Source organism: Mesorhizobium sp. B2-3-5 (assembly GCF_006442395.1).
In the GTDB taxonomy this organism is placed as follows: Bacteria; Pseudomonadota; Alphaproteobacteria; order Rhizobiales; family Rhizobiaceae; genus Mesorhizobium.
Genome location: NZ_VFVX01000001.1, coordinates 212702 through 230137 on the forward strand (window position 1 = coordinate 212702; position 17436 = coordinate 230137).

Below are 17436 nucleotides of genomic sequence, written 5' to 3' on the forward strand. Positions count from 1 at the left end.
CGTGGCCTCCGAAGCACCGCCATTCTGGTGGGAAAAGCCGGACTGGAAAGTCCTGGCACTGTCGCCGCTGTCGGCCGTCTATGCGCTGGTTGCCGGCCGCGGCATGCGGCGGGCCCGGCGCGAGAAGATCGACGCGCCGGTTCTGTGTATCGGCAATTTCACCGTCGGCGGCACCGGCAAGACGCCGGTCGCCATCGCGCTCGCCGAACAGGCCAAGCGCATGCATCTGAAGCCTGGTTTCCTATCGCGCGGCCATGGCGGCTCCTTTGCCGAGCCGCATGTCGTCGATGCCAGTCACGACAGCGCCAAGCATGTCGGTGACGAGCCGTTGCTCCTGGCCGAACACGCCCCCGTCGCGGTAACGCCGAACCGCGCGGCCGGCGCCCGGTTGCTGCTGGAAAGGCACGGCTGCGATTTCCTGATCATGGATGATGGTTTTCAGAGCGCGCGCATCCACATCGACTATGCGCTAGTAGTGGTCGATGCCCGCTATGGGATCGGCAATGGCCGCGTCATTCCAGGCGGACCGCTTCGGGCCAACATCGTCGACCAGTTGGTCTTCACCAGTGGGCTGTTGAAGATGGGGGAGGGCACCGCGGCCGACAGGGTGGTGCGCCAGGCGGCCCGCGCTGGCCGCCCGATCTTCGAGGCTCACACGGAGCCAAGCAGCAAGGCTGGCCTTGGCGGTAAGCGGTTCCTCGCCTTCGCCGGTATCGGCCATCCCGACAAATTCTTCGACACGGTGCGTGAGGCAGGCGGCGAGGTGGTCCTCTCCAGGCCCTTTCCGGATCATCATTTTTACGCCGAGGACGAACTTGCCGAACTGGCGACGACGGCGCACGCCGAAGGTCTCGGCCTCATCACCACGGCCAAGGACGCCGCCCGGCTGCGCCACGGCGCTTCGCAGGACTTTCTCGGGCGTCTCGACGTGTTGGCAATCGAAACGGTGTTCGACCTCGACCATGTGCCCGAGCGCATCATCGAGGAAACGCTCGATGCCTGGCGGCAGCGCAAGCTTAGAGCCTAGCCGCGCTTGCGCATCTCGGGATGCACCTCGATTTCGCGTCGCAGCGAGGCGGCGGCGTTGACGTAAGGCTCCTGCCTTGCGACGCTCCAGTATTTCAGTTCGTCCAAGGGGATATTTTCCCCGGTCACCGCGCAGCGCACAAACGAGCCGGGACTGGTGACCTGGAAATCGCCATCGAGGTAGCGAATGCGGGCTTCCTTGCCGCCCGGGCCTTCGAAACGGTTCATCATGCGGTGGTGCCGAGGTTCATGGAGATTTCATCGCCACAAATCGCCGTCCAGGTCAAGCTTGCGACAAGCCTCGGGCAATGCCGATCCGCTACCAGATGCTGGAAAAGCGCTTTTGTTGGGGGCACGATGGATATTTCTACCGCCCGCCTGGCTTCCCTGCTCAAGGAGGCGATGACGCCGCAACCCGTGCCTTTGGCGAAGGCCGATCCGGTCAGGACGGCATTGGTCCGGGAATTGGTCCAGCCCCCGGTGCCCTCCCTGTTCGCGCAGCGGACGGCACCGGCGCTGTTGGCGATGCCCGCGGCGCCGGCGGCCGCCAAGTCGCAGCAGATTGCTTCGGCTGGCATCGTCGAAGCCTATATGGCGCAACTCGACGCGAGGGACGAAGCGGCGCTGACAACGGTCGTGGCAAGGAAAGCGGCGCCTGAAGCCGAGTCGCAGCCGCGAGGCTTCTTGCCGCCTTCGGCAACGGCCAACGACAACACTCCGGCCCGAGCTGTAAGCTTGTCACTGCTGTCGCTTATCCCGCCGCAGGGACCTGTCCCGCGCAACGCCGCCCTGGATGCGCCGGCAGGCCGGCGACAGCCTGCCAATCAATCCCATGGAGCGGCGCCGAACCCTGACCGGCTGCTGGTGAAAATTGGCTTTGTTTCGATAATGGCCGCTTTGCTGGGAACCGTGATCGTCGGGTTCATCCTGCTGCTTCGCTGAACTCCCGAATCGGCTGGCGCTCAGGAAAAGCTGGCCAAGCCTATCGCTCCGCTTCGATGAACGCTTCGATCTTTTCCGGCGCCAATCCGGCCTGCCGCGCGATACGGCGGGCGAGGTCGGCCGCTGCGGTGCGTGGCCGTCCCAACGGCCGGTCGAGCCAGTAGGACACCGGATTGAGTGCGGTGCGATCGTCGACCGCGGTGATGCGGCCCGACGCCAGCTGATGCCCGGTCAGCGGCGGACGCGCCAGCGCGATGCCGAGCCCATAGGCGGCGGCGTCGAGCACCAGATTGTAATCCTCGAAACGCCGGTCCTGCGGGCGCGGCCGGTAGTCCATGCCTTGCGCGGCGAACCAGGCACGCCAGCCGGAGGCGTCCGAATCGTTGATCAGTGGAAATTTGAGCAGCCGGGCCGGGTCGCCGTGACCGATCTCACGTGCCAGTTCCGGCGAGGCGACGGGGAAGACATGCTCCTCGAAAAGTTTCACCGAGACGCGGCCTGGAATGCCGCCACGGCCGCAGCGGATCGACAGGTCGATGCCTTCATCGGCAAGGTCGGTCTGGCGGATGTCGACATCGAGCACGATGCGCAGCTTGGTGGGATTGTTCTCCAGTGCCGCCATGCGCGGCATCAGCCACAGCCCGCTGACCGAGGGGATCGAGGTCAACCGCACCACCGCCGTTCCCCGCGGCTCGACCCAGCGGTCCGAATGGCTCAATATCAGGGCGAAGGCTTCCGATGTGCGCAGATGCAACCGGTTGCCTTCGATTGTCAGCGTCACGCCGCGCGCGCCGCGATCGAAAACTTTCAGCCCCAGCCAGCCCTCGAGCTTGGCGATCTGCCGGCTGACGGCGCCATGGGTGACGTTGAGCCTTTCGGCGGCTGCCGAAAAACTGCCGGTCCGCGCCGCCGCATCGAAGGCACGCAGGGTTTCGAGCGGCACCATCGCCTCTGAGCTGTGATCCATACTCACAGGTGATCCTCGATTTGGTCGTTTGTCAACGGACGGGAAAAGGCGTTTTGTGGCTTCCAAGATGGAAGAGCATGAGGCTATGAGATGAGTGCGACGACGGGCGCGTTGAATTCGACACAGCGGATGGACACCACTGCCGCCATCGCCGTGGCGCTGACGGTGGTCGGCTGGGCATCCGCCTTTCCGGCTATCCGTGCCGGCCTTGCCGCCTTCCAGCCGCTGGAGCTTGGCGCGCTGCGCTTTGCCATCGCCGCGGTGCCGGCGGCGATCTTCCTTGCCGTCAAGCGCCCGGCGCTGCCCCGAATCGGCGAGTTGTGGCGCTTCGCCTTCGGCGGCGCCGTCTTCGTCGCGCTCTATACGGCGATGCTCAATTTCGGCGAACTCACCGTCTCCGCGGGTGCGGCCGGCTTCATCATCAATGTCAGCCCGATCTTCACCGCCATCATGGCGATGGCGCTCCTGGGCGAGCGTTTCTCCGGCATGGCCTGGGTCGGCACGGCCATTTCCTTCGCCGGCATCGGCATCATCGCCGTGGCTGACGGCCATGGCCTGCACTTCAACGCCGGCGCGCTGCTGGTGCTAGGCTCCGCGCTCTGCTCGTCCGTCAACACCATCGTCCAGAAGCCGCTTTTTGCGCACCATCATCCGCTGACCATCTCGGCCTCCAACATGGTGCTCGGCGCACTCTGCCTGTCGCCTTTCCTGCCCGCTGCTCTTTCGCAGGCGACGGTCGCCAACACGGCCGGGCTGGGCGCCGTCATCTTCCTTGGCATCGTGCCAAGCCTGATTGCCTACGCGGCCTGGGCGACGGCTCTGTCGCGTCTGCCGGCGGCGCGTGCTTCGAACTTTCTCTATCTCGTCTCGCCGATGTCCGCCCTGATCGGCTTCTTCTGGCTGAGCGAAGTGCCGACGCTGCTCGGCATTCTCGGGGGCGCGCTGGCGCTCGGAGGCGTCATCGTGGTGAATTTGAAGAGGTAAGACAAAGAGTTGGAGCCATTTGCGGACTCAAGATCGCAAGCCGCCACGATCACTGGTTGATGCAGACACCCGCCAGCCGGATGGCTATGCTGAGCCGCCTTCATGGAGCGCGGCGGGGTCAAGGTGGGCAGACTATTCATATCCGCGATTCTTTGCGTGCTGCTCATGAGCGGCAAAGCCACCGCGGGTTGGTATCACGTCGAAAATTACGAAGGCACCATCGGCTCCCAGCCGGTTCATGTCTCGCTGCAGACATATCACGGGTTTGGCAGCGGCATAACTGTCGAGGGAAGCTACTTCTATGACGCCAGGCAAAGTCCCATCGCGGTTTACGGCAAGCTCAACGGCACCAAGCTCGCGCTCTGCGAAATCTCGGGCAAGGAGGAATTCGACCGGATATTGGTGATGGGATCAAAAACTCCCATCGACACGGCCGGATGCCCGTTTTCCCTCGACATCGCTGAAAGCGGCGCCGCTGGCACGTGGAGCAAAGGGGATAGCTATCCCGTCACTCTCAAGAAAGTATCCAGTATGGACGATACCGGCGACACAAAGCTCGACGGGACAATCGAGATTCCCTTCTGGGCCGAGACAGCCGCCGACAGGTTTGCCGGTGTTTACACGAACACCGACTCAGGCACTTGCATGGCGAAGATGCAGGTCATCAAGAAGAGCAGCGGCAGGGTCGTCCAGGAGATCGCGTTCGATGACGACGGCTGCAATGCCGGCATGCTGATGACACCCATCTATGACAACGTCCAGAAGTGGGTGGAGCATGGCAAGGACGTCATTTCCGTGAATTTTCGCGGCGGCGGCGCCGGCGATACCGAGGACTACGTCTTCAATCGCGCGACCGGGAAATATCAACAGAAGAAATGATGCAGGGCATCAGGCCGCCGTCGGCCGCCACCGGCCAAACTCACCGCCGCCCGAACAGCCTCTCGATATCGGCCAGCTTGAGCTCGATATAGGTCGGGCGGCCGTGGTTGCAGGTGCCGGAACCCGGCGTCGCCTCCATCTGGCGCAGCAGCGCGTTCATTTCCTCGGCCTTAAGCAGCCGGCCGGAGCGCACCGAACCGTGACAGGCCATGGTCGCGGCTATTCTGTCGAGGCGTTCCTTGAGCGTGTCGACCGTGTCGTTGTCGGCAATCTCGTCGGCAAGGTCGCGCACCAGTTGCTGAACATTGGTTTCGCCCAGCATCGACGGCGTTTCGCGTACGGCAACGGCGCCCGGGCCAAAACGCTCGATGCCGAGGCCGAAGCGGGCGAGCGTTTCGGAGTGCATGGCCAGCCTTTCGGCGTCCTCCTCCGGCAGATCGATGATCTCCGGCAGAAGCAGGATCTGCGAGGGCACCGGCCGCGAATGCAGGGCATGCTTCAGCGCTTCATAGACCAGCCGCTCGTGGGCGGCGTGCTGGTCGACGATGACGAGTGAATCCCTGGTCTGGGCAACGATGTAGTTTTCATGCACCTGGGCTCGTGCCGCACCGAGCACCGTGCCAAGCAGCGTCTCTGTCGCTTCGCTCTGCCCTGCGCGTGTATCGGCGCTTGCAGGTGTGCCGGTATCGAACGCCGCCTGGTCGGGTTCACCAAAGCCGCCGTGCCTTGCGCTGGCGCGTTCAAAGCCCGAGCCTTCGAATTGCATGTCGAGCGGCCGCTGCGGCGAGCGCGAGGGGTCGAAGCCGGCCGGACCGGAGGCTCGGTAAGCCGCTTCGTAGCTGCGATGGCCGTTGGCCGGGCCGCCGTGATCATAGGATGCGGCACCTGGCCGGAACGCCGCCATCATGCCCGCGGCGCCGGTGGTGGCTGAGCGGATACCGGCCTCGGCCAGCGCCTGCCGAATGGCGCCGACGATCAGGCCGCGCACCAGGCCCGGATCCCGGAAGCGCACATCGGCCTTGGCCGGGTGCACATTGACGTCGACAATGGCCGGATCGAGCGACAGAAACAGCACCGTCACCGCGTGGCGGTCGCGCGGCAGGACATCGGCGAAAGCGCCGCGGATGGCGCCGGCAATCAGCTTGTCGCGCACCGGCCTGCCGTTGACATAGGCATATTGCTGCAGCGCGTTGGCGCGGGTGAAGGACGGGATCGAGACATGGCCGGTCAGATGCACGCCTTCGCGCATCGCGTCGATGGCAATGGAATTGTCGGGAAAGTCGGCGCCCATCACCTGGGCGACGCGGCGCAGGCTGCCTTCCGGACTGTCGTCGGCCGCCGGCAATTCCAGCGTCGAGCGGTCGGAACCGGCCAGCGTGAACCGAACGGCGGGGAAGGCGATGGCGATGCGCTTGATCACGTCGCTGGTTGCCGAACTTTCGGCACGCTCGCCCTTCATGAACTTGAGCCTTGCCGGCGTCGCGAAAAACAGGTCGCGCACCTCGACCGTCGTGCCGCGATTGGCGGCCGCCGGCCTGACGGGCAGGACGCGGCCGCCCTCGATGCCGATTTCCGCGGCGCTGTCCCCGAAAGCCGTGCGCGACCGGATCGACAGCCGCGACACCGAGCCGATCGATGGCAGCGCTTCGCCGCGAAAGCCGAGCGAGCGGATGTCATGAATGTCCTCGGCGAGCTTGGAGGTGCAGTGACGCGCGATTGCCAATGAAAGCTCTTGTTCGGGGATACCGGAGCCGTCATCGGTGACGCGGATGAGGTTCAGCCCGCCGCCGGCGGTAACGACCTCGACGCGTGATGCGCCGGCATCGAGCGCATTCTCGACCAGCTCTTTGACCACGCTCGCCGGACGCTCGATGACTTCGCCGGCGGCGATCTGATTGATCATCGTTTCGGAAAGCTGGCGGATGGGCATGGCGCCACTATAGGCGGATTCGGCACTCATGCGAGAGGGCAGAATCTTGCGGACGGTGGATCAGTTCGCGGCGCGGATTTCGCGCACGCCCTTGTGCAGCCGTCGCCGTAGCAGATTGCGCAGCGTTACCCCGTCGCCGTAGCCGACCTTGGCAGCAATATGGTCGACGCTGTCGGACGTCGTCTTCAAGAGATGCACCGCTTGCTCGACACGGAGATCCTGGAAATAGGACAGCGGTGTCTTGCCGAGCACGTCGTTGACGCGCCGCGACAGCGTACGCTTGCTGGCGCCAAGGGCTGCGGCTGCCTCATCGAGATTGAAGCCAACCGCAAGATGCTCGCGCGCCCAGCGCTCGAAGCGCTCGACCAGCGGGTTCGAATGGGCGAGGTGGTCTGAGATGGCATAGGCTGATTGCAACGGCCGGCTGTCGACGATCAGGTATTTCGCCGTCAGCGCCGCCAGTTCCGGGCTCGTCTGCCGGACCACCATCAGAGCGAGGTCGATATGGCCGAGTGCCGCCCCGGCGGTGACGAACTGCCCGTCATTGACCAGCATGCGCGCCGCGTCGAGCCGCACTTGCGGGTAGCGCTGTCTGAACATCGGTGCCAGCCACCATGTCGTGGTTGATGGCCGCCGGTCGAGCAGGCCAGTCTCCGCCAGCACAAAGGTGCCGATACAGGCCGCACCAATGCGAGCGCCGGTTTCGGCGGCACCGCGCAAGGCTGCTACCGCGTCCGCGATATCCGGCCTGAGCAGCGCTTGCCCTAGCGGCTCAGGCATCTTCTGGCCGAGTGCTGGAATGAGCAGCCAGTCCGGCGCCGGCTCATTGCCGAACCTAGTCACCGGCACTTGCAAGCCTTGCCCGGTAAGCACCGTGTCCCTCACACCGACAATGGTCGTGCTGAAGCGGGCGGGCGGCGCTGGCAGGAGGCCAGCCAATTCGTTGGCGGTGCCGAAAACGTCGAGCACCGTGGCGAGACCAGTATCAAAGGCACCATCGAGAACAAGCACGGAAATGTTCATGGCAAGAATGGTATCAAAGAAGTCATTTTTGCCAATACGTTTTTCGCGGCATTCCTGCGACGCTGCTGTCGACGGCCAGCTCGGCCGCACGAAACACCAACTGGAGAAGTCAGATGATCAAGCTCGCTTTGTTCGCACGTTTTGAGGCCAAGCCCGGCAAGGAGAAGGACGTCGCCGCATTCCTGAGCGTGGGATTGCAGATGGCCAACCAGGAAGCCAAGACACCGATCTGGTTTGCCTTGCAGCTCTCGCCAAGCGTTTTTGGCGTCTTCGATGCCTTCCATGACGAGACTGGGCGACAGGCGCATCTCACCGGCGAGATTGCCAAGGCGCTGATGGCCAATGCCGAAGCGCTGTTCGTCGGCCCGCCGACCATTGACAGGATCGACGTCCTTGGCCTGAAGAATGACGGTTCTGTCTGAACTGCTAAGGGGCAACGACATGCATCAAAACAAAGAGTTTAAGCACCGCAATCCGGCTGCCGGGTTGCGGTGTTCGGCATCCTCACGCCTGCGCCAATAGCCAATCCCTTACTTTGCGCGCATTGTCGCTGAGCTCGCGGTTCTTCGGCCAGATGACGTAGAACGCCGTGCCCGTCTTCATCACGTGGTCCGTCACCGGCACCAGAAGCCCGGTCGACAGCAGCCGCTCGACAAGGTGGCGCCAGCCGAGCGCGATGCCTTGTCCTTCCATCACGGCCTGGATCACGATCGCATAATCGTTGATGCGCAAGCCACGCTCGGCATTGCGCAGGCTGGCTCCGGCCGACTGGAACCATTCGTCCCAGTTCGGGGCCTCGCGATAGGGCTCCTCCAGGTGGATAAGGCGATGTGTCGCCAACTGCTCCACGGTCTCAGGCCGGCCGAATTTGGCGAGGTAGCTGGGGCCCGCGACCGGAAAAATCTCTTCGTCGGAGAGCGATAGCGAATGGTAGTCTGGCCAGTCGCGTGGCACGCCTCCACGCACGGCGAGCGGAATGCCTTCGGCGATGATGTCGAGGTCGCGGTCGCCCGTCTGGATGCGAAGGTCAATGCCCGGCAATTCGTCGCGAAACCGCTGCAGGCGCGGCATCATCCAGAACGAACCGAAGGCCGTCGAGGCGGCAAGCGTCACATGGCCGCCAGTCGCCTGCAGGCGCAGGTCCTCCGCCGACTTGCGGATGTGCGAAAGGCCGAGCGAGACGTCGGCATGAAAACGCTCGCCGGCCTCGGTCAGGCTGACCTGGCGGTGGCGGCGCTGGAAGAGCTGGGCGCCAAGCTGTTCCTCCAGGCCGCGCACCGCATAGGAAACGGCAGCCTGGGTCATGCCGAGCTCGCGCCCGGCGGCGGTGAAACTCGACAACCGGCCCGCAGCCTCGAAGACGATCAGGCTGCCGGCGGAGGGCAAGAGGTGGCGCAGGCTTCGCATAAGCGCAGCTTATACAAGAGATCAGGATTTTCCAGCGTCACAGCAATATTTCACCTCGCTAAGTTGACCGGGATCGAAGGGATGGAGACCTCATGAACGCACCGGCCGCTGAATTGACCGAACCGACACACCGCCGTGGCGGCGGCCGTCTCGGGCGCAAGGCGCTCCGCAGCGCGCCGATTGCCTCTTTTCCGACCCTGGTGCGGCAGATTCCCGTCTATCAGATGGTCCCGGACGAGGCGGTGGAGCTGATCCACGAAGCGTCGCTCTCCATCCTCGAAGAGATAGGATGCGAATTCCGCGACGATGAGGCGATCGCCATGTGGAAGGCGGCCGGAGCGGAGGTTTCCGAGACGCGCGTCCGCATCGACCGCGCCCTCCTGATGGAACTCGTCTCGAAGGTCCCGTCGGAGTTCACGCTCAATGCGCGCAATCCGGAGCGCACGGTGCGCGTCGGCGGCAACAACTCGATCTTCGTGCCGATGTATGGCGCACCCTATGTGCGCGACCTCGACAACGTAAGGCGCTACGGCACGCTGGCCGACCTCAACAACTTCCACAAGCTCGCCTACATGGCGCCGGCGCTGCACTCTTCGAGCTCGATCATCTGCGAGCCGATGGAAATTCCGGTGCCGAAGCGCCACCTCCATATCATCCATTCGGCGCTGAAGCACTCCGACAAGCCGTTCATGGGCATCGTGACGTCAAAGGATCGCGCCGAAGACACGATGGCGATGGCCGGCATCGTGTTCGGCGAGGACTTTGTCCGCGACAACCCGGTGCTGGTATCGATCACAAACTGCAACTCGCCGCTGGTGTGGGACGCCACCATGCTGGACGCCATGAAGGTCTATGCACGTCACAACCAGCCGCTGATTCTCGCGCCTTTCGCCCTTTGCGGCGCCTCGACCTCGGCTTCCGCCGTCGGCGCGGTGGCGCAGGTCAATGCGGAAGCGCTTGCTGGCGTTGCGTTCACCCAGCTGCTGCGTCCGGGTTCGCCGCAAATATACGGGCAGTTCATGGTGACGGTGGACATGAAGACCGGCGCTCCGATGGGCGGCACGCCGGAGGCGGCGCAGATGATGTATCTGATGGGAGCCCTGGCACGGAAGTACCGGCTGCCGTGGCGCACGTCCGGCTTCCATGTCGGATCGAAGCTGAACGATGCCCAGGCGGGCTACGAGGCGAACATGCTCATGCATGCCGCCATCCTTGCCGGCGCCAACTACATCTGGCACTCGGCTGGATGGCTCGAGGCTGGTCTCGCCTGCGGCTATTCGAAATTCGCCACAGACTGCGAGCAACTCGTCGGCTGGTACAAATATGCCGGCGGGCTCTCCTTCGACGACTTCAAGGACGCGATGGCGGCGATCCGCGAGGTGGGGCCGCAGGGGCATTTCCTCGGCACCCAGCACACGCTTGACCATTTCGAGCGGGCTTTCTTCATGCCCAGCATCATGGACTTCAATTCGTACGAACAATGGAATGCCGAAGGGGCAAAAGACCACGACGCACGTGGCCGTGAGAAAGCGCGCAACATGCTGGCCGACTACGAGGAGCCGAAGCTCGATGAGGGTATCGCCGAGGGTCTCGCGGATTTGATCGCGCAGCGCGAGGAGAAACTGCCGGACAGCGTTAGTTGATGGAACGGGCGAAGACCCGACGGAACCAATGGGAGAAGAAAAATGACACTCTACAGAAGCAATGGTGATCGCGTTCCAGCCGCTATCGAGGCGATGGCTGAAGAGACGCGCGCGGGTCGTATGGACCGGCGCGAGTTCCTGGCGCTGGCGAGCGCCTTCGGCGCATCGACGGCCGTGGCCTACTGCATGATCGGCCTTGCGGTGCCCCGGCAGGCTTTGGCCGAGGAACCGAAGAAGGGCGGAACGCTGCATGTCTCGATGTCGGTGAAGGCGCAGAAGGATCCGCGCACTTACGACTGGGTGGAAATGGCAAACATCACCCGCAGTTGGCTGGAACCGCTTGTCCGCTATACCAGGCAGTTCACCTTCGAACCTGTCCTGCTCGAAAGCTGGGACATCAATGACGACGCCACCGAATACACGCTGCATCTGCGCAAGGGCGTGACCTGGAACAATGGCGATACCTTCAACGCCGATGACGTGGTCTTCAACCTGACGCGCTGGTGCGAGAAGGGTGCTGCCGGTAATTCCATGGCCGCACGCGTCGGCGCGCTGATCGATGCCAAAACCGGCAAGGCCAGGGATGGCGCCATCACCAAGGTCGACGACAACACCGTCAAGCTGAAGCTCAGCGAACCCGACATCGCGATCATTCCAAACTTCACCGACTATCCGGCGCTTGTGGTCCACCGCAATTTCGATGCCGACGGTGCCGATCCGATCAAGAAGCCGATCGGCACTGGACCTTTTGAGCTGGTGTCCTACGCGGTCGGCACGAAGGCGGTCGTCAAGCGCCGCGAGAATGGCAAGTGGTGGGGCGGCGAGGCGCCGCTCGACGGTATCGAATTCATCGACTACGGCACCGACTTCAACGCTTCGGTGAACGCCTTCGACTCCGGCGAGATCGACCTCAATTTCGAGACGCCCTCCGATTTCATCGACATCCTCGACAAGATGGGATTGGTAAAATCGGAGGTCGCGACGGCGACCACGCTGGTTGCCAGAACCAACATCACGCACAAGCCGTATGACGACCAAAAGGTGCGCAACGCGCTGCAGATGGCCGTCGACAACAATGCCGTGCTCGAGCTCGGCTATAACGGGCGAGGCACGGTCGGTGAGAACCACCATGTCAGCCCGATCCACCCGGAATACTATCCGCTGCCCAAGAAGACCCGCGACGCCGCCGGCGCCAAAAAGCTGATGGCCGAAGCCGGGCAGGCTGACTTCGAGCATGAACTGATCACCGTTGAGGACGACTGGCAAAAGGCCACGGGCGACGCGATCGCCGGCCAATTGCGTGATGCCGGCATCAAGGTGAAGCGCACGGTGCTGCCCGGCTCGACCTTCTGGAACGACTGGACGAAATACCCGTACTCCATGACGATCTGGTACATGCGTCCGCTCGGCGTCCAGGTGCTGGCGCTCGGCTATCGCACCGGTGAGGCCTGGAATGAGACGGCGTACTCCAACCCTGAGTTCGATGCCAAGCTCAAGCAGGCGCTCTCGGTGATCGACGTCGCCAAGCGCAAAGAGGTGATGAAGGATGTCGAGCAGATCCTGCAGGATTCCGGCGTCATCATTCAGCCCTTCTGGCAGAAGCTCTACAGCCACATGAACAAGAAGGTGAAGAACTACGGCGTTCACCAGACCTTCGAGATGGATCTCCAGAACGTCTGGCTGGACACGTAATTCCCGAGGCTTGGCCACAAGCTGTGCCGGCACCCTCCAAGGTGCCGGCGTTTCCCGTCTGGAGCATCGTGCGCGAGCCGTCGGCACCAGGCCGCGCGTCGCAGGAGAGTGAGCGCATGTCTGAGCGGGTCTTCAAGCGTCTTTTCGAGCCGGTAAAATTGCGTGGCAAAACGCTGCGCAACCGGATCGTGTTTGGAGCGCATACCGCCAATATGGCCGAAGAGGGGCTGCCGACCGAACGCCATGTCGGCTACTACGCCGAACGCGCGATCGGCGGAGCCGGTATGATCGTGGTCGAGCCGATGCCTGTACATCAGGCCGCGGTGCTGACGCGCGGCAATTTTCGCCCCTCCGACGACAGCGTCGTTCCGCATTTTCGGAAGGTGACAGAGGCGATCCGCGGCAATGGCGCCATCGCCATCCAGCAGCTTTACCACGTCGGTCAACACGCGGACGCGGATAACTCGTTCCATGCGGGCTGGTCACCTTCAGGCTTACCGAGTTATCACGACTCCGACGGTTCGCATCGGATGTCCGAGCGCCAGATCGAAGAAACGATCGACGGTTTCGTACAGGCTGCGCGCCGCTGCCGCGACGCCGGCTTCGACGGCGTCGAGGTCTGGGCCGCGTACCATTCGATGCTGGACCAGTTCTGGACCCCCTGGTCGAACCGCAGGGATGACCGATGGGGCGGCAGCCTTCAAAACCGGACCCGGATGAGCCGCGAGGTGATGACGCGCATTCGCAAGGAATGCGGCGATGACTTCATCATCGGTCTCGCAATCAACGACGAACCGGAAGTCGAAGTCGCGCTGAAACGTGAGGCGCTGGCCGAGATCATCGACCTGCACGACCGCGACGCGTTGATGGATTACGTCACCTGCGGGACCGGTTCCTACTTCGATTTCTACAAGATCATGCCGACCTTCCTCTATCCGGAAAAGCTCGGCGCTGACCTTGCGGCGGTGCTCAAATCGACGGTGAGCCACGCGCTGATCACCGCCGAGAGCCACATCCGTACTCCTGAAAACGCCGAGAGCGTGCTGAGTGAAGGCCGCGCTGACCTTGTCTCCATTGTGCGCGGGCAGATCGCCGATCCGCATCTTGCCGCAAAGGCGGCCGCCGGACGGCACGAGGACATCCGCGGGTGCCTGTCCTGCAACCAGATGTGCTGGGGTCGACGCAGCCGCGACTATTGGATCAGCTGCGTGATCAATCCGTCGGCGGGGCGAGAGTGGGAGTGGGGCGGCGACCGCTTCACCGCAGCCGTTCGGCCGAAACACGTGTTTGTCGTTGGCGGCGGCCCGGCCGGCCTCGAAGCGGCGCGTGTGGCAGCCGAGCGCGGCCACCGTGTCACGCTGGCCGAGGCATCGGATCGCCTCGGGGGCCAATTCCGACTTGCCGGCCTGCAGCCGCGCCGGGCGCAGATCCTGGACCTCATCGACTGGTACCAGCGCCAGCTCAGCCAGCTTCAGGTGGACGTTCGGTACAGTCAGTATGTCGAAGCCGACGATGTCGAGCTCGAAGGCGCGGATCACGTCATTGTCGCGACCGGCTCCATGCCTCCAGACAGCGCTTTCCAGCGGGCACTGCCGCAGTGGGACGGGATTCCGGGTGGCGGCCCGGTTCTCTCTGCCGAAGCTGTGATGGCCAGAGAGGCAAGGCCGGGAAAAAATGTGATCGTCCTGGACGATGGCGGCAACTGGAAAGGGTGCGGCACCGCCTGGAAACTCGCCGAGGACGGGCACAATGTGACGATCGTGACACCCGACGCGCTGGTTGGCAAGGAGCTCCAGCGGATGGCCGCGGATGCGCCGCTGCGTCGGGCACTCGCCGGGCTGAAGGTCAAGTTTGTGACCGAGAGCGCCATCGTGCACTGGGATGGCGGGGTGGCGAGGGTCGCTTCGCTGCTCGACGGGAACGAGCAAGAGGTCGAGGCCGACGCATTGGTCTTCGCCGCCACCAGCATGGCGCAGGACGGCCTGTCCATCGAGCTCGAAAAGCGCGGAATTGCGCACACCTCTATCGGCGATTGCACCGCTTCCAGACAGGCCGCATTTGCCATTCATGACGGGCGCAAGGTGGCGCTTGGTCTTTGACGATCGCGAAAGGCGCCAGACCAGGCAAGCATGAACGGGGCTAATGTCTGAATGCGTATCCAGTCAATCAAAGTCTATCAGGTGCTTCTGCCCGTCACAGGCGGTGCCTACCGGATGGCCAGCGATACCGTGCGGAATTTGGACAGCACGCTGGTTGAAGTGACCACGGAGGATGGACTGTCGGGCTGGGGTGAGACTTGCCCGATCGGCCCTGTTTATCAGCCTCAGCATGCGCTTGGCGCGAGGGCGGCAATTGCCGAAATCGCGCCTGGCCTCGTCGGCGAGGACACTTCGTCCATGCGCCGCCTCGCCAAAAGAATGGACGAGCGGCTGAACGGTCACAACTATGCCAAGGCGGCCCTGGATATAGCTCTCCTCGACCTCGCCGGCCAACGGTTGGGCGTTCCGGTTTCAACACTTCTTGGCGGTGCGCTCACCGATCGCGTGCCGTCTTACTATTCGACGATCGTCGGTGCTCCCGACGAGACCGCGCGTATTGCCCTCGACAAGGTCAAGGCCGGCTACCCACGGCTTCAGGTCAAGATCGGCGGTCGGGATCTCGAACAGGACGTCGCCACGGTGCACAAAGTATGGGAGGCGGTCGGCTTCAAGGCCCGGATCGCCGTCGACGCCAATCGTGGCCTGACCGCTGCCGCGGCGCTGCACATCGATCGGCTTTGCCAGGCAATTCCATTCGTGTTCGAACAGCCCTGCAACACCATGGAGGAAGTCGCTGGTCTCAAAGGACGCGTTACCCATCCGATCTATCTCGATGAGAACACCGAGGATTTGAATGCCGTGCTGCGGGCGGTTAGTTCAGGCATCGCGGATGGTTTCGGACTGAAAGTCACGCGCCTTGGCGGTCTCACCAGGATGGTCACGGTTCGCGATCTCTGTGCGATACGATCGCTTCCGCACAGCTGCGACGACGCCTGGGGCGGGGATATCATCGCTGCGGCATGCGTGCACCTTGCCGCTACCGTCGAGCCGAGACGTTTCGAGGGAGCCTGGATCGCGCAGGAGTACATCGAAGGACATACCGATCCCGCAAACCCGATCGTGATCGAGAACGGGCATATACGCGTCCCGCAGATGCCAGGGCTCGGCGTCAAGCCTGAGCGCTCCCAACTCAACGAGCCGATCGCGACTTTCGGAGACTGAGGATCGAATGATGTGGTCCGCGCAAGCAGACGAGCCGCCCGAAGGCTTCATGAGCCGCAAAAAAGCCGGTATGCACGATGCGTGGTATTTGATTGCCGTCCGCAGCCAAACATTCGGGGAAATCCATGAAACTGCTGCTCGCTGCCATCCTGTTGATTGCCGCACCCGCCGCCGCTTGGGCTGGTCCGGCGTCCGACGCTGTGAAGTTCTTCTATGTTCCGCAGGTCAAGTTCGAGGCCGACGCACAATACCGGGATCATTTCACCGAGCCGGTGACGAAACTGTTCGATCTCAACGACCAGGCGACCAAGAAGAATCCGGACCAGGTCGCCTGCATCGACTTCGACCCAGGTCTGGATGCGCAGGATTTCGACCAGAAGACCATCTCAAAGACCCTGAAACTGTCCGAGACGGTGGATGGCGACACGGCGCAGGTGGTGGCGAACTTCAGCCTCTTTTCGGAAGGAGACGATTCACAGCGCGAAATGCATTGGTCGCTGAGGAAGGTCGATGGCAAGTGGAAAGTATCGGACATCGCTTCCAGGACCAGCGACTGGACGCTGAGCCAACTCGAATGCATGACGGGCCAAGATCAGGAGTGATGCGATGGCCCGTCGTCCGATCCTGGCGCTGTCGGCCATGTGCCTGTTGGCGGGTTTGAACGGCGCCGCTGCCCAGGGGCTGCTCGGCGCGCCGCCGGCAAACGCGCCGGCCGGGACCGTGCCGGGCGACAGCGGTTCGCCGCCGGCGAATGCGCCCGGCGGAGCCGTGGAGCCTGCAACGCCACCAACTGCCGGCGGGCCTGCGGCTCCCATCCAGCCAGGGTCGCCGACGGCGGTGGTGAGGCCGTTCTACGACCAGGTCGGCCTGGAGATCGATCCGTCGCAGCGCAGCCACTTCGTGGATCCGGCGAAAACGGTGCTCGACAAGAGCGATGGGTTGCGCAAATCCGGGCAGGGCGAGTGCCTCGACCCCAACATGGCGCTCGACAATGCCGATTACGACAAGGACGAAATCGACAAGAGCCTGAAGACGCTCGAGGCGATCAATGGCGATCAGGCCAAGGTCATCGTCGCCTTCGTCGTGGCCGGCAACCCGCACCGCCTCGAATGGAAGTTCAAGAAGGTCGGCGGCGAATGGAAGATATCGGACCTTTTGTCGGTGACCGGCGAATGGGCGCTCAGCCAATATCAATGCGAATGACGGTCGAACTAGCCGCGCCCGCGATAGGGGGCCACGCCGGTCTCCGGCAGCCAGGCGCCTTCCGGCGGAGCGCCGGTTTGCCAGAAGACGTCGATCGGGATGCCGCCGCGCGGGAACCAGTAGCCGCCGATGCGCAGCCACAGCGGCTTGGTCGCCGCCACGATGCGCCGGCCGATCATGACGGTGCAGTCTTCATGGAAGGCGCCATGGTTGCGAAACGAGGTCATGAACAGCTTCAGCGACTTCGATTCCACCAGCGCCGCGTCGGGCGCGTAGTCGATGACGATATGGGCGAAATCCGGCTGCCCGGTGACCGGGCACAGCGAGGTGAATTCCGGGCAGGTAAAGCGCACGATGGCGGGCGGTCCGTCACCGCGCGTAAACGGCACGGTCTCCAGGACCGCTTGTTCGGGGCTCTGTGGCGTCTCGACATGCGCCCCGAGCTGGGTGAGGGTTTTGGTATCGATCATGAGTGGCTCC

The 17436-nt window shown here is 63.4% G+C and carries 17 protein-coding genes; 11 read left to right on the top strand and 6 right to left on the bottom strand.

Annotated features, from left to right (window positions below; all coding sequences use genetic code 11):
- Window position 1: 1 nt before the first annotated feature.
- Window positions 2-1027: a tetraacyldisaccharide 4'-kinase gene (lpxK, locus tag FJ958_RS01120; RefSeq protein ID WP_140738301.1), complete on the top strand. Its 1026-nt coding sequence runs from the start codon at window positions 2-4 to the stop codon at window positions 1025-1027.
- On the opposite strand, the gene FJ958_RS01125 is transcribed toward lpxK, so the two are convergent.
- Window positions 1024-1257: a DUF2093 domain-containing protein gene (locus tag FJ958_RS01125; protein WP_140738304.1), complete on the bottom strand. Its 234-nt coding sequence runs from the start codon at window positions 1255-1257 to the stop codon at window positions 1024-1026. The two genes, lpxK and FJ958_RS01125, sit on opposite strands and share 4 nt — an antisense overlap.
- Before the next feature lie 18 nt (window positions 1258-1275).
- Between FJ958_RS01125 and FJ958_RS01130 the strand changes: the two genes are divergently transcribed.
- Window positions 1276-1968, top strand: coding sequence for a hypothetical protein (locus FJ958_RS01130; RefSeq protein ID WP_246679456.1), 693 nt, complete (start codon window positions 1276-1278; stop codon window positions 1966-1968).
- Window positions 1969-2008: 40 nt separating this feature from the next.
- Here FJ958_RS01130 and FJ958_RS01135 read toward each other — a convergent pair whose 3' ends face one another.
- On the bottom strand, window positions 2009-2935 hold the full coding sequence (locus FJ958_RS01135; protein WP_140738307.1) for a LysR substrate-binding domain-containing protein: 927 nt from the start codon (window positions 2933-2935) through the stop codon (window positions 2009-2011).
- 90 nt (window positions 2936-3025) lie between these two features.
- Here FJ958_RS01135 and FJ958_RS01140 point away from each other — a divergent pair, with 90 nt between their 5' ends.
- On the top strand, window positions 3026-3919 hold the full coding sequence (locus FJ958_RS01140; protein WP_140738310.1) for a DMT family transporter: 894 nt from the start codon (window positions 3026-3028) through the stop codon (window positions 3917-3919).
- Window positions 3920-4021: 102 nt separating this feature from the next.
- On the top strand, window positions 4022-4798 hold the full coding sequence (locus tag FJ958_RS01145) for a hypothetical protein (protein ID WP_140738313.1): 777 nt from the start codon (window positions 4022-4024) through the stop codon (window positions 4796-4798).
- 40 nt (window positions 4799-4838) lie between these two features.
- Here FJ958_RS01145 and mutL read toward each other — a convergent pair whose 3' ends face one another.
- Together mutL and FJ958_RS01155 are read right to left on the bottom strand one after the other, a co-directional pair.
- Window positions 4839-6728, bottom strand: a complete 1890-nt coding sequence (gene mutL / locus FJ958_RS01150) for a DNA mismatch repair endonuclease MutL (protein WP_140739123.1) — start codon at window positions 6726-6728, stop codon at window positions 4839-4841.
- 60 nt (window positions 6729-6788) lie between these two features.
- A complete protein-coding gene (locus tag FJ958_RS01155; RefSeq protein WP_140738316.1) occupies window positions 6789-7751 on the bottom strand; it encodes a helix-turn-helix domain-containing protein in 963 nt (320 codons plus the stop codon).
- A gap of 113 nt (window positions 7752-7864) precedes the next feature.
- On the opposite strand from FJ958_RS01155, the gene FJ958_RS01160 reads away from it, so the two are divergent.
- Entirely contained in the window at window positions 7865-8173 is a 309-nt protein-coding gene (locus FJ958_RS01160; protein WP_140738319.1) for an antibiotic biosynthesis monooxygenase, read from the top strand.
- An 82-nt stretch (window positions 8174-8255) separates the two neighbouring features.
- Here the strand turns inward: FJ958_RS01160 and FJ958_RS01165 are convergent, their stop codons facing one another.
- On the bottom strand, window positions 8256-9158 hold the full coding sequence (locus FJ958_RS01165) for a LysR substrate-binding domain-containing protein (RefSeq protein WP_140613242.1): 903 nt from the start codon (window positions 9156-9158) through the stop codon (window positions 8256-8258).
- Window positions 9159-9250: 92 nt separating this feature from the next.
- On the opposite strand from FJ958_RS01165, the gene FJ958_RS01170 reads away from it, so the two are divergent.
- From FJ958_RS01170 to FJ958_RS01195, 6 genes are all read left to right on the top strand, one after another.
- A complete protein-coding gene (locus tag FJ958_RS01170) occupies window positions 9251-10801 on the top strand; it encodes a trimethylamine methyltransferase family protein (protein ID WP_140738322.1) in 1551 nt (516 codons plus the stop codon).
- Between the two features lie 42 nt (window positions 10802-10843).
- Window positions 10844-12493: an ABC transporter substrate-binding protein gene (locus FJ958_RS01175; protein WP_140738325.1), complete on the top strand. Its 1650-nt coding sequence runs from the start codon at window positions 10844-10846 to the stop codon at window positions 12491-12493.
- A 116-nt stretch (window positions 12494-12609) separates the two neighbouring features.
- Window positions 12610-14592, top strand: a complete 1983-nt coding sequence (locus FJ958_RS01180) for an FAD-dependent oxidoreductase (protein WP_140739126.1) — start codon at window positions 12610-12612, stop codon at window positions 14590-14592.
- A 51-nt stretch (window positions 14593-14643) separates the two neighbouring features.
- Complete coding sequence (locus FJ958_RS01185) at window positions 14644-15753, top strand: mandelate racemase/muconate lactonizing enzyme family protein (RefSeq protein ID WP_140738328.1); 1110 nt, start codon at window positions 14644-14646, stop codon at window positions 15751-15753.
- 125 nt (window positions 15754-15878) lie between these two features.
- Window positions 15879-16355: a DUF3828 domain-containing protein gene (locus tag FJ958_RS01190; RefSeq protein WP_140738331.1), complete on the top strand. Its 477-nt coding sequence runs from the start codon at window positions 15879-15881 to the stop codon at window positions 16353-16355.
- Between the two features lie 4 nt (window positions 16356-16359).
- A complete protein-coding gene (locus FJ958_RS01195) occupies window positions 16360-16956 on the top strand; it encodes a hypothetical protein (RefSeq protein WP_140738334.1) in 597 nt (198 codons plus the stop codon).
- An 8-nt stretch (window positions 16957-16964) separates the two neighbouring features.
- Here the strand turns inward: FJ958_RS01195 and queF are convergent, their stop codons facing one another.
- Window positions 16965-17426: a preQ(1) synthase gene (gene queF, locus FJ958_RS01200; protein ID WP_140738337.1), complete on the bottom strand. Its 462-nt coding sequence runs from the start codon at window positions 17424-17426 to the stop codon at window positions 16965-16967.
- Between the last annotated feature and the right edge of the window lie 10 nt (window positions 17427-17436).

Coding starts and splice junctions, on each gene's coding strand:
- queF (WP_140738337.1), bottom strand. CDS start 17,426: ATGATCGATACCAAAACCCTCACCCAGCTCGGGGCGCATGTCGAGACG.
- FJ958_RS01155 (WP_140738316.1), bottom strand. CDS start 7,751: ATGAACATTTCCGTGCTTGTTCTCGATGGTGCCTTTGATACTGGTCTC.
- mutL (WP_140739123.1), bottom strand. CDS start 6,728: ATGCCCATCCGCCAGCTTTCCGAAACGATGATCAATCAGATCGCCGCC.
- FJ958_RS01130 (WP_246679456.1), top strand. CDS start 1,276: ATGGAGATTTCATCGCCACAAATCGCCGTCCAGGTCAAGCTTGCGACA.
- FJ958_RS01135 (WP_140738307.1), bottom strand. CDS start 2,935: ATGGATCACAGCTCAGAGGCGATGGTGCCGCTCGAAACCCTGCGTGCC.
- FJ958_RS01170 (WP_140738322.1), top strand. CDS start 9,251: ATGAACGCACCGGCCGCTGAATTGACCGAACCGACACACCGCCGTGGC.
- FJ958_RS01165 (WP_140613242.1), bottom strand. CDS start 9,158: ATGCGAAGCCTGCGCCACCTCTTGCCCTCCGCCGGCAGCCTGATCGTC.
- FJ958_RS01180 (WP_140739126.1), top strand. CDS start 12,610: ATGTCTGAGCGGGTCTTCAAGCGTCTTTTCGAGCCGGTAAAATTGCGT.
- FJ958_RS01160 (WP_140738319.1), top strand. CDS start 7,865: ATGATCAAGCTCGCTTTGTTCGCACGTTTTGAGGCCAAGCCCGGCAAG.
- FJ958_RS01145 (WP_140738313.1), top strand. CDS start 4,022: ATGGAGCGCGGCGGGGTCAAGGTGGGCAGACTATTCATATCCGCGATT.
- FJ958_RS01195 (WP_140738334.1), top strand. CDS start 16,360: ATGGCCCGTCGTCCGATCCTGGCGCTGTCGGCCATGTGCCTGTTGGCG.
- FJ958_RS01140 (WP_140738310.1), top strand. CDS start 3,026: ATGAGTGCGACGACGGGCGCGTTGAATTCGACACAGCGGATGGACACC.
- FJ958_RS01190 (WP_140738331.1), top strand. CDS start 15,879: ATGAAACTGCTGCTCGCTGCCATCCTGTTGATTGCCGCACCCGCCGCC.
- FJ958_RS01185 (WP_140738328.1), top strand. CDS start 14,644: ATGCGTATCCAGTCAATCAAAGTCTATCAGGTGCTTCTGCCCGTCACA.
- FJ958_RS01175 (WP_140738325.1), top strand. CDS start 10,844: ATGACACTCTACAGAAGCAATGGTGATCGCGTTCCAGCCGCTATCGAG.
- FJ958_RS01125 (WP_140738304.1), bottom strand. CDS start 1,257: ATGATGAACCGTTTCGAAGGCCCGGGCGGCAAGGAAGCCCGCATTCGC.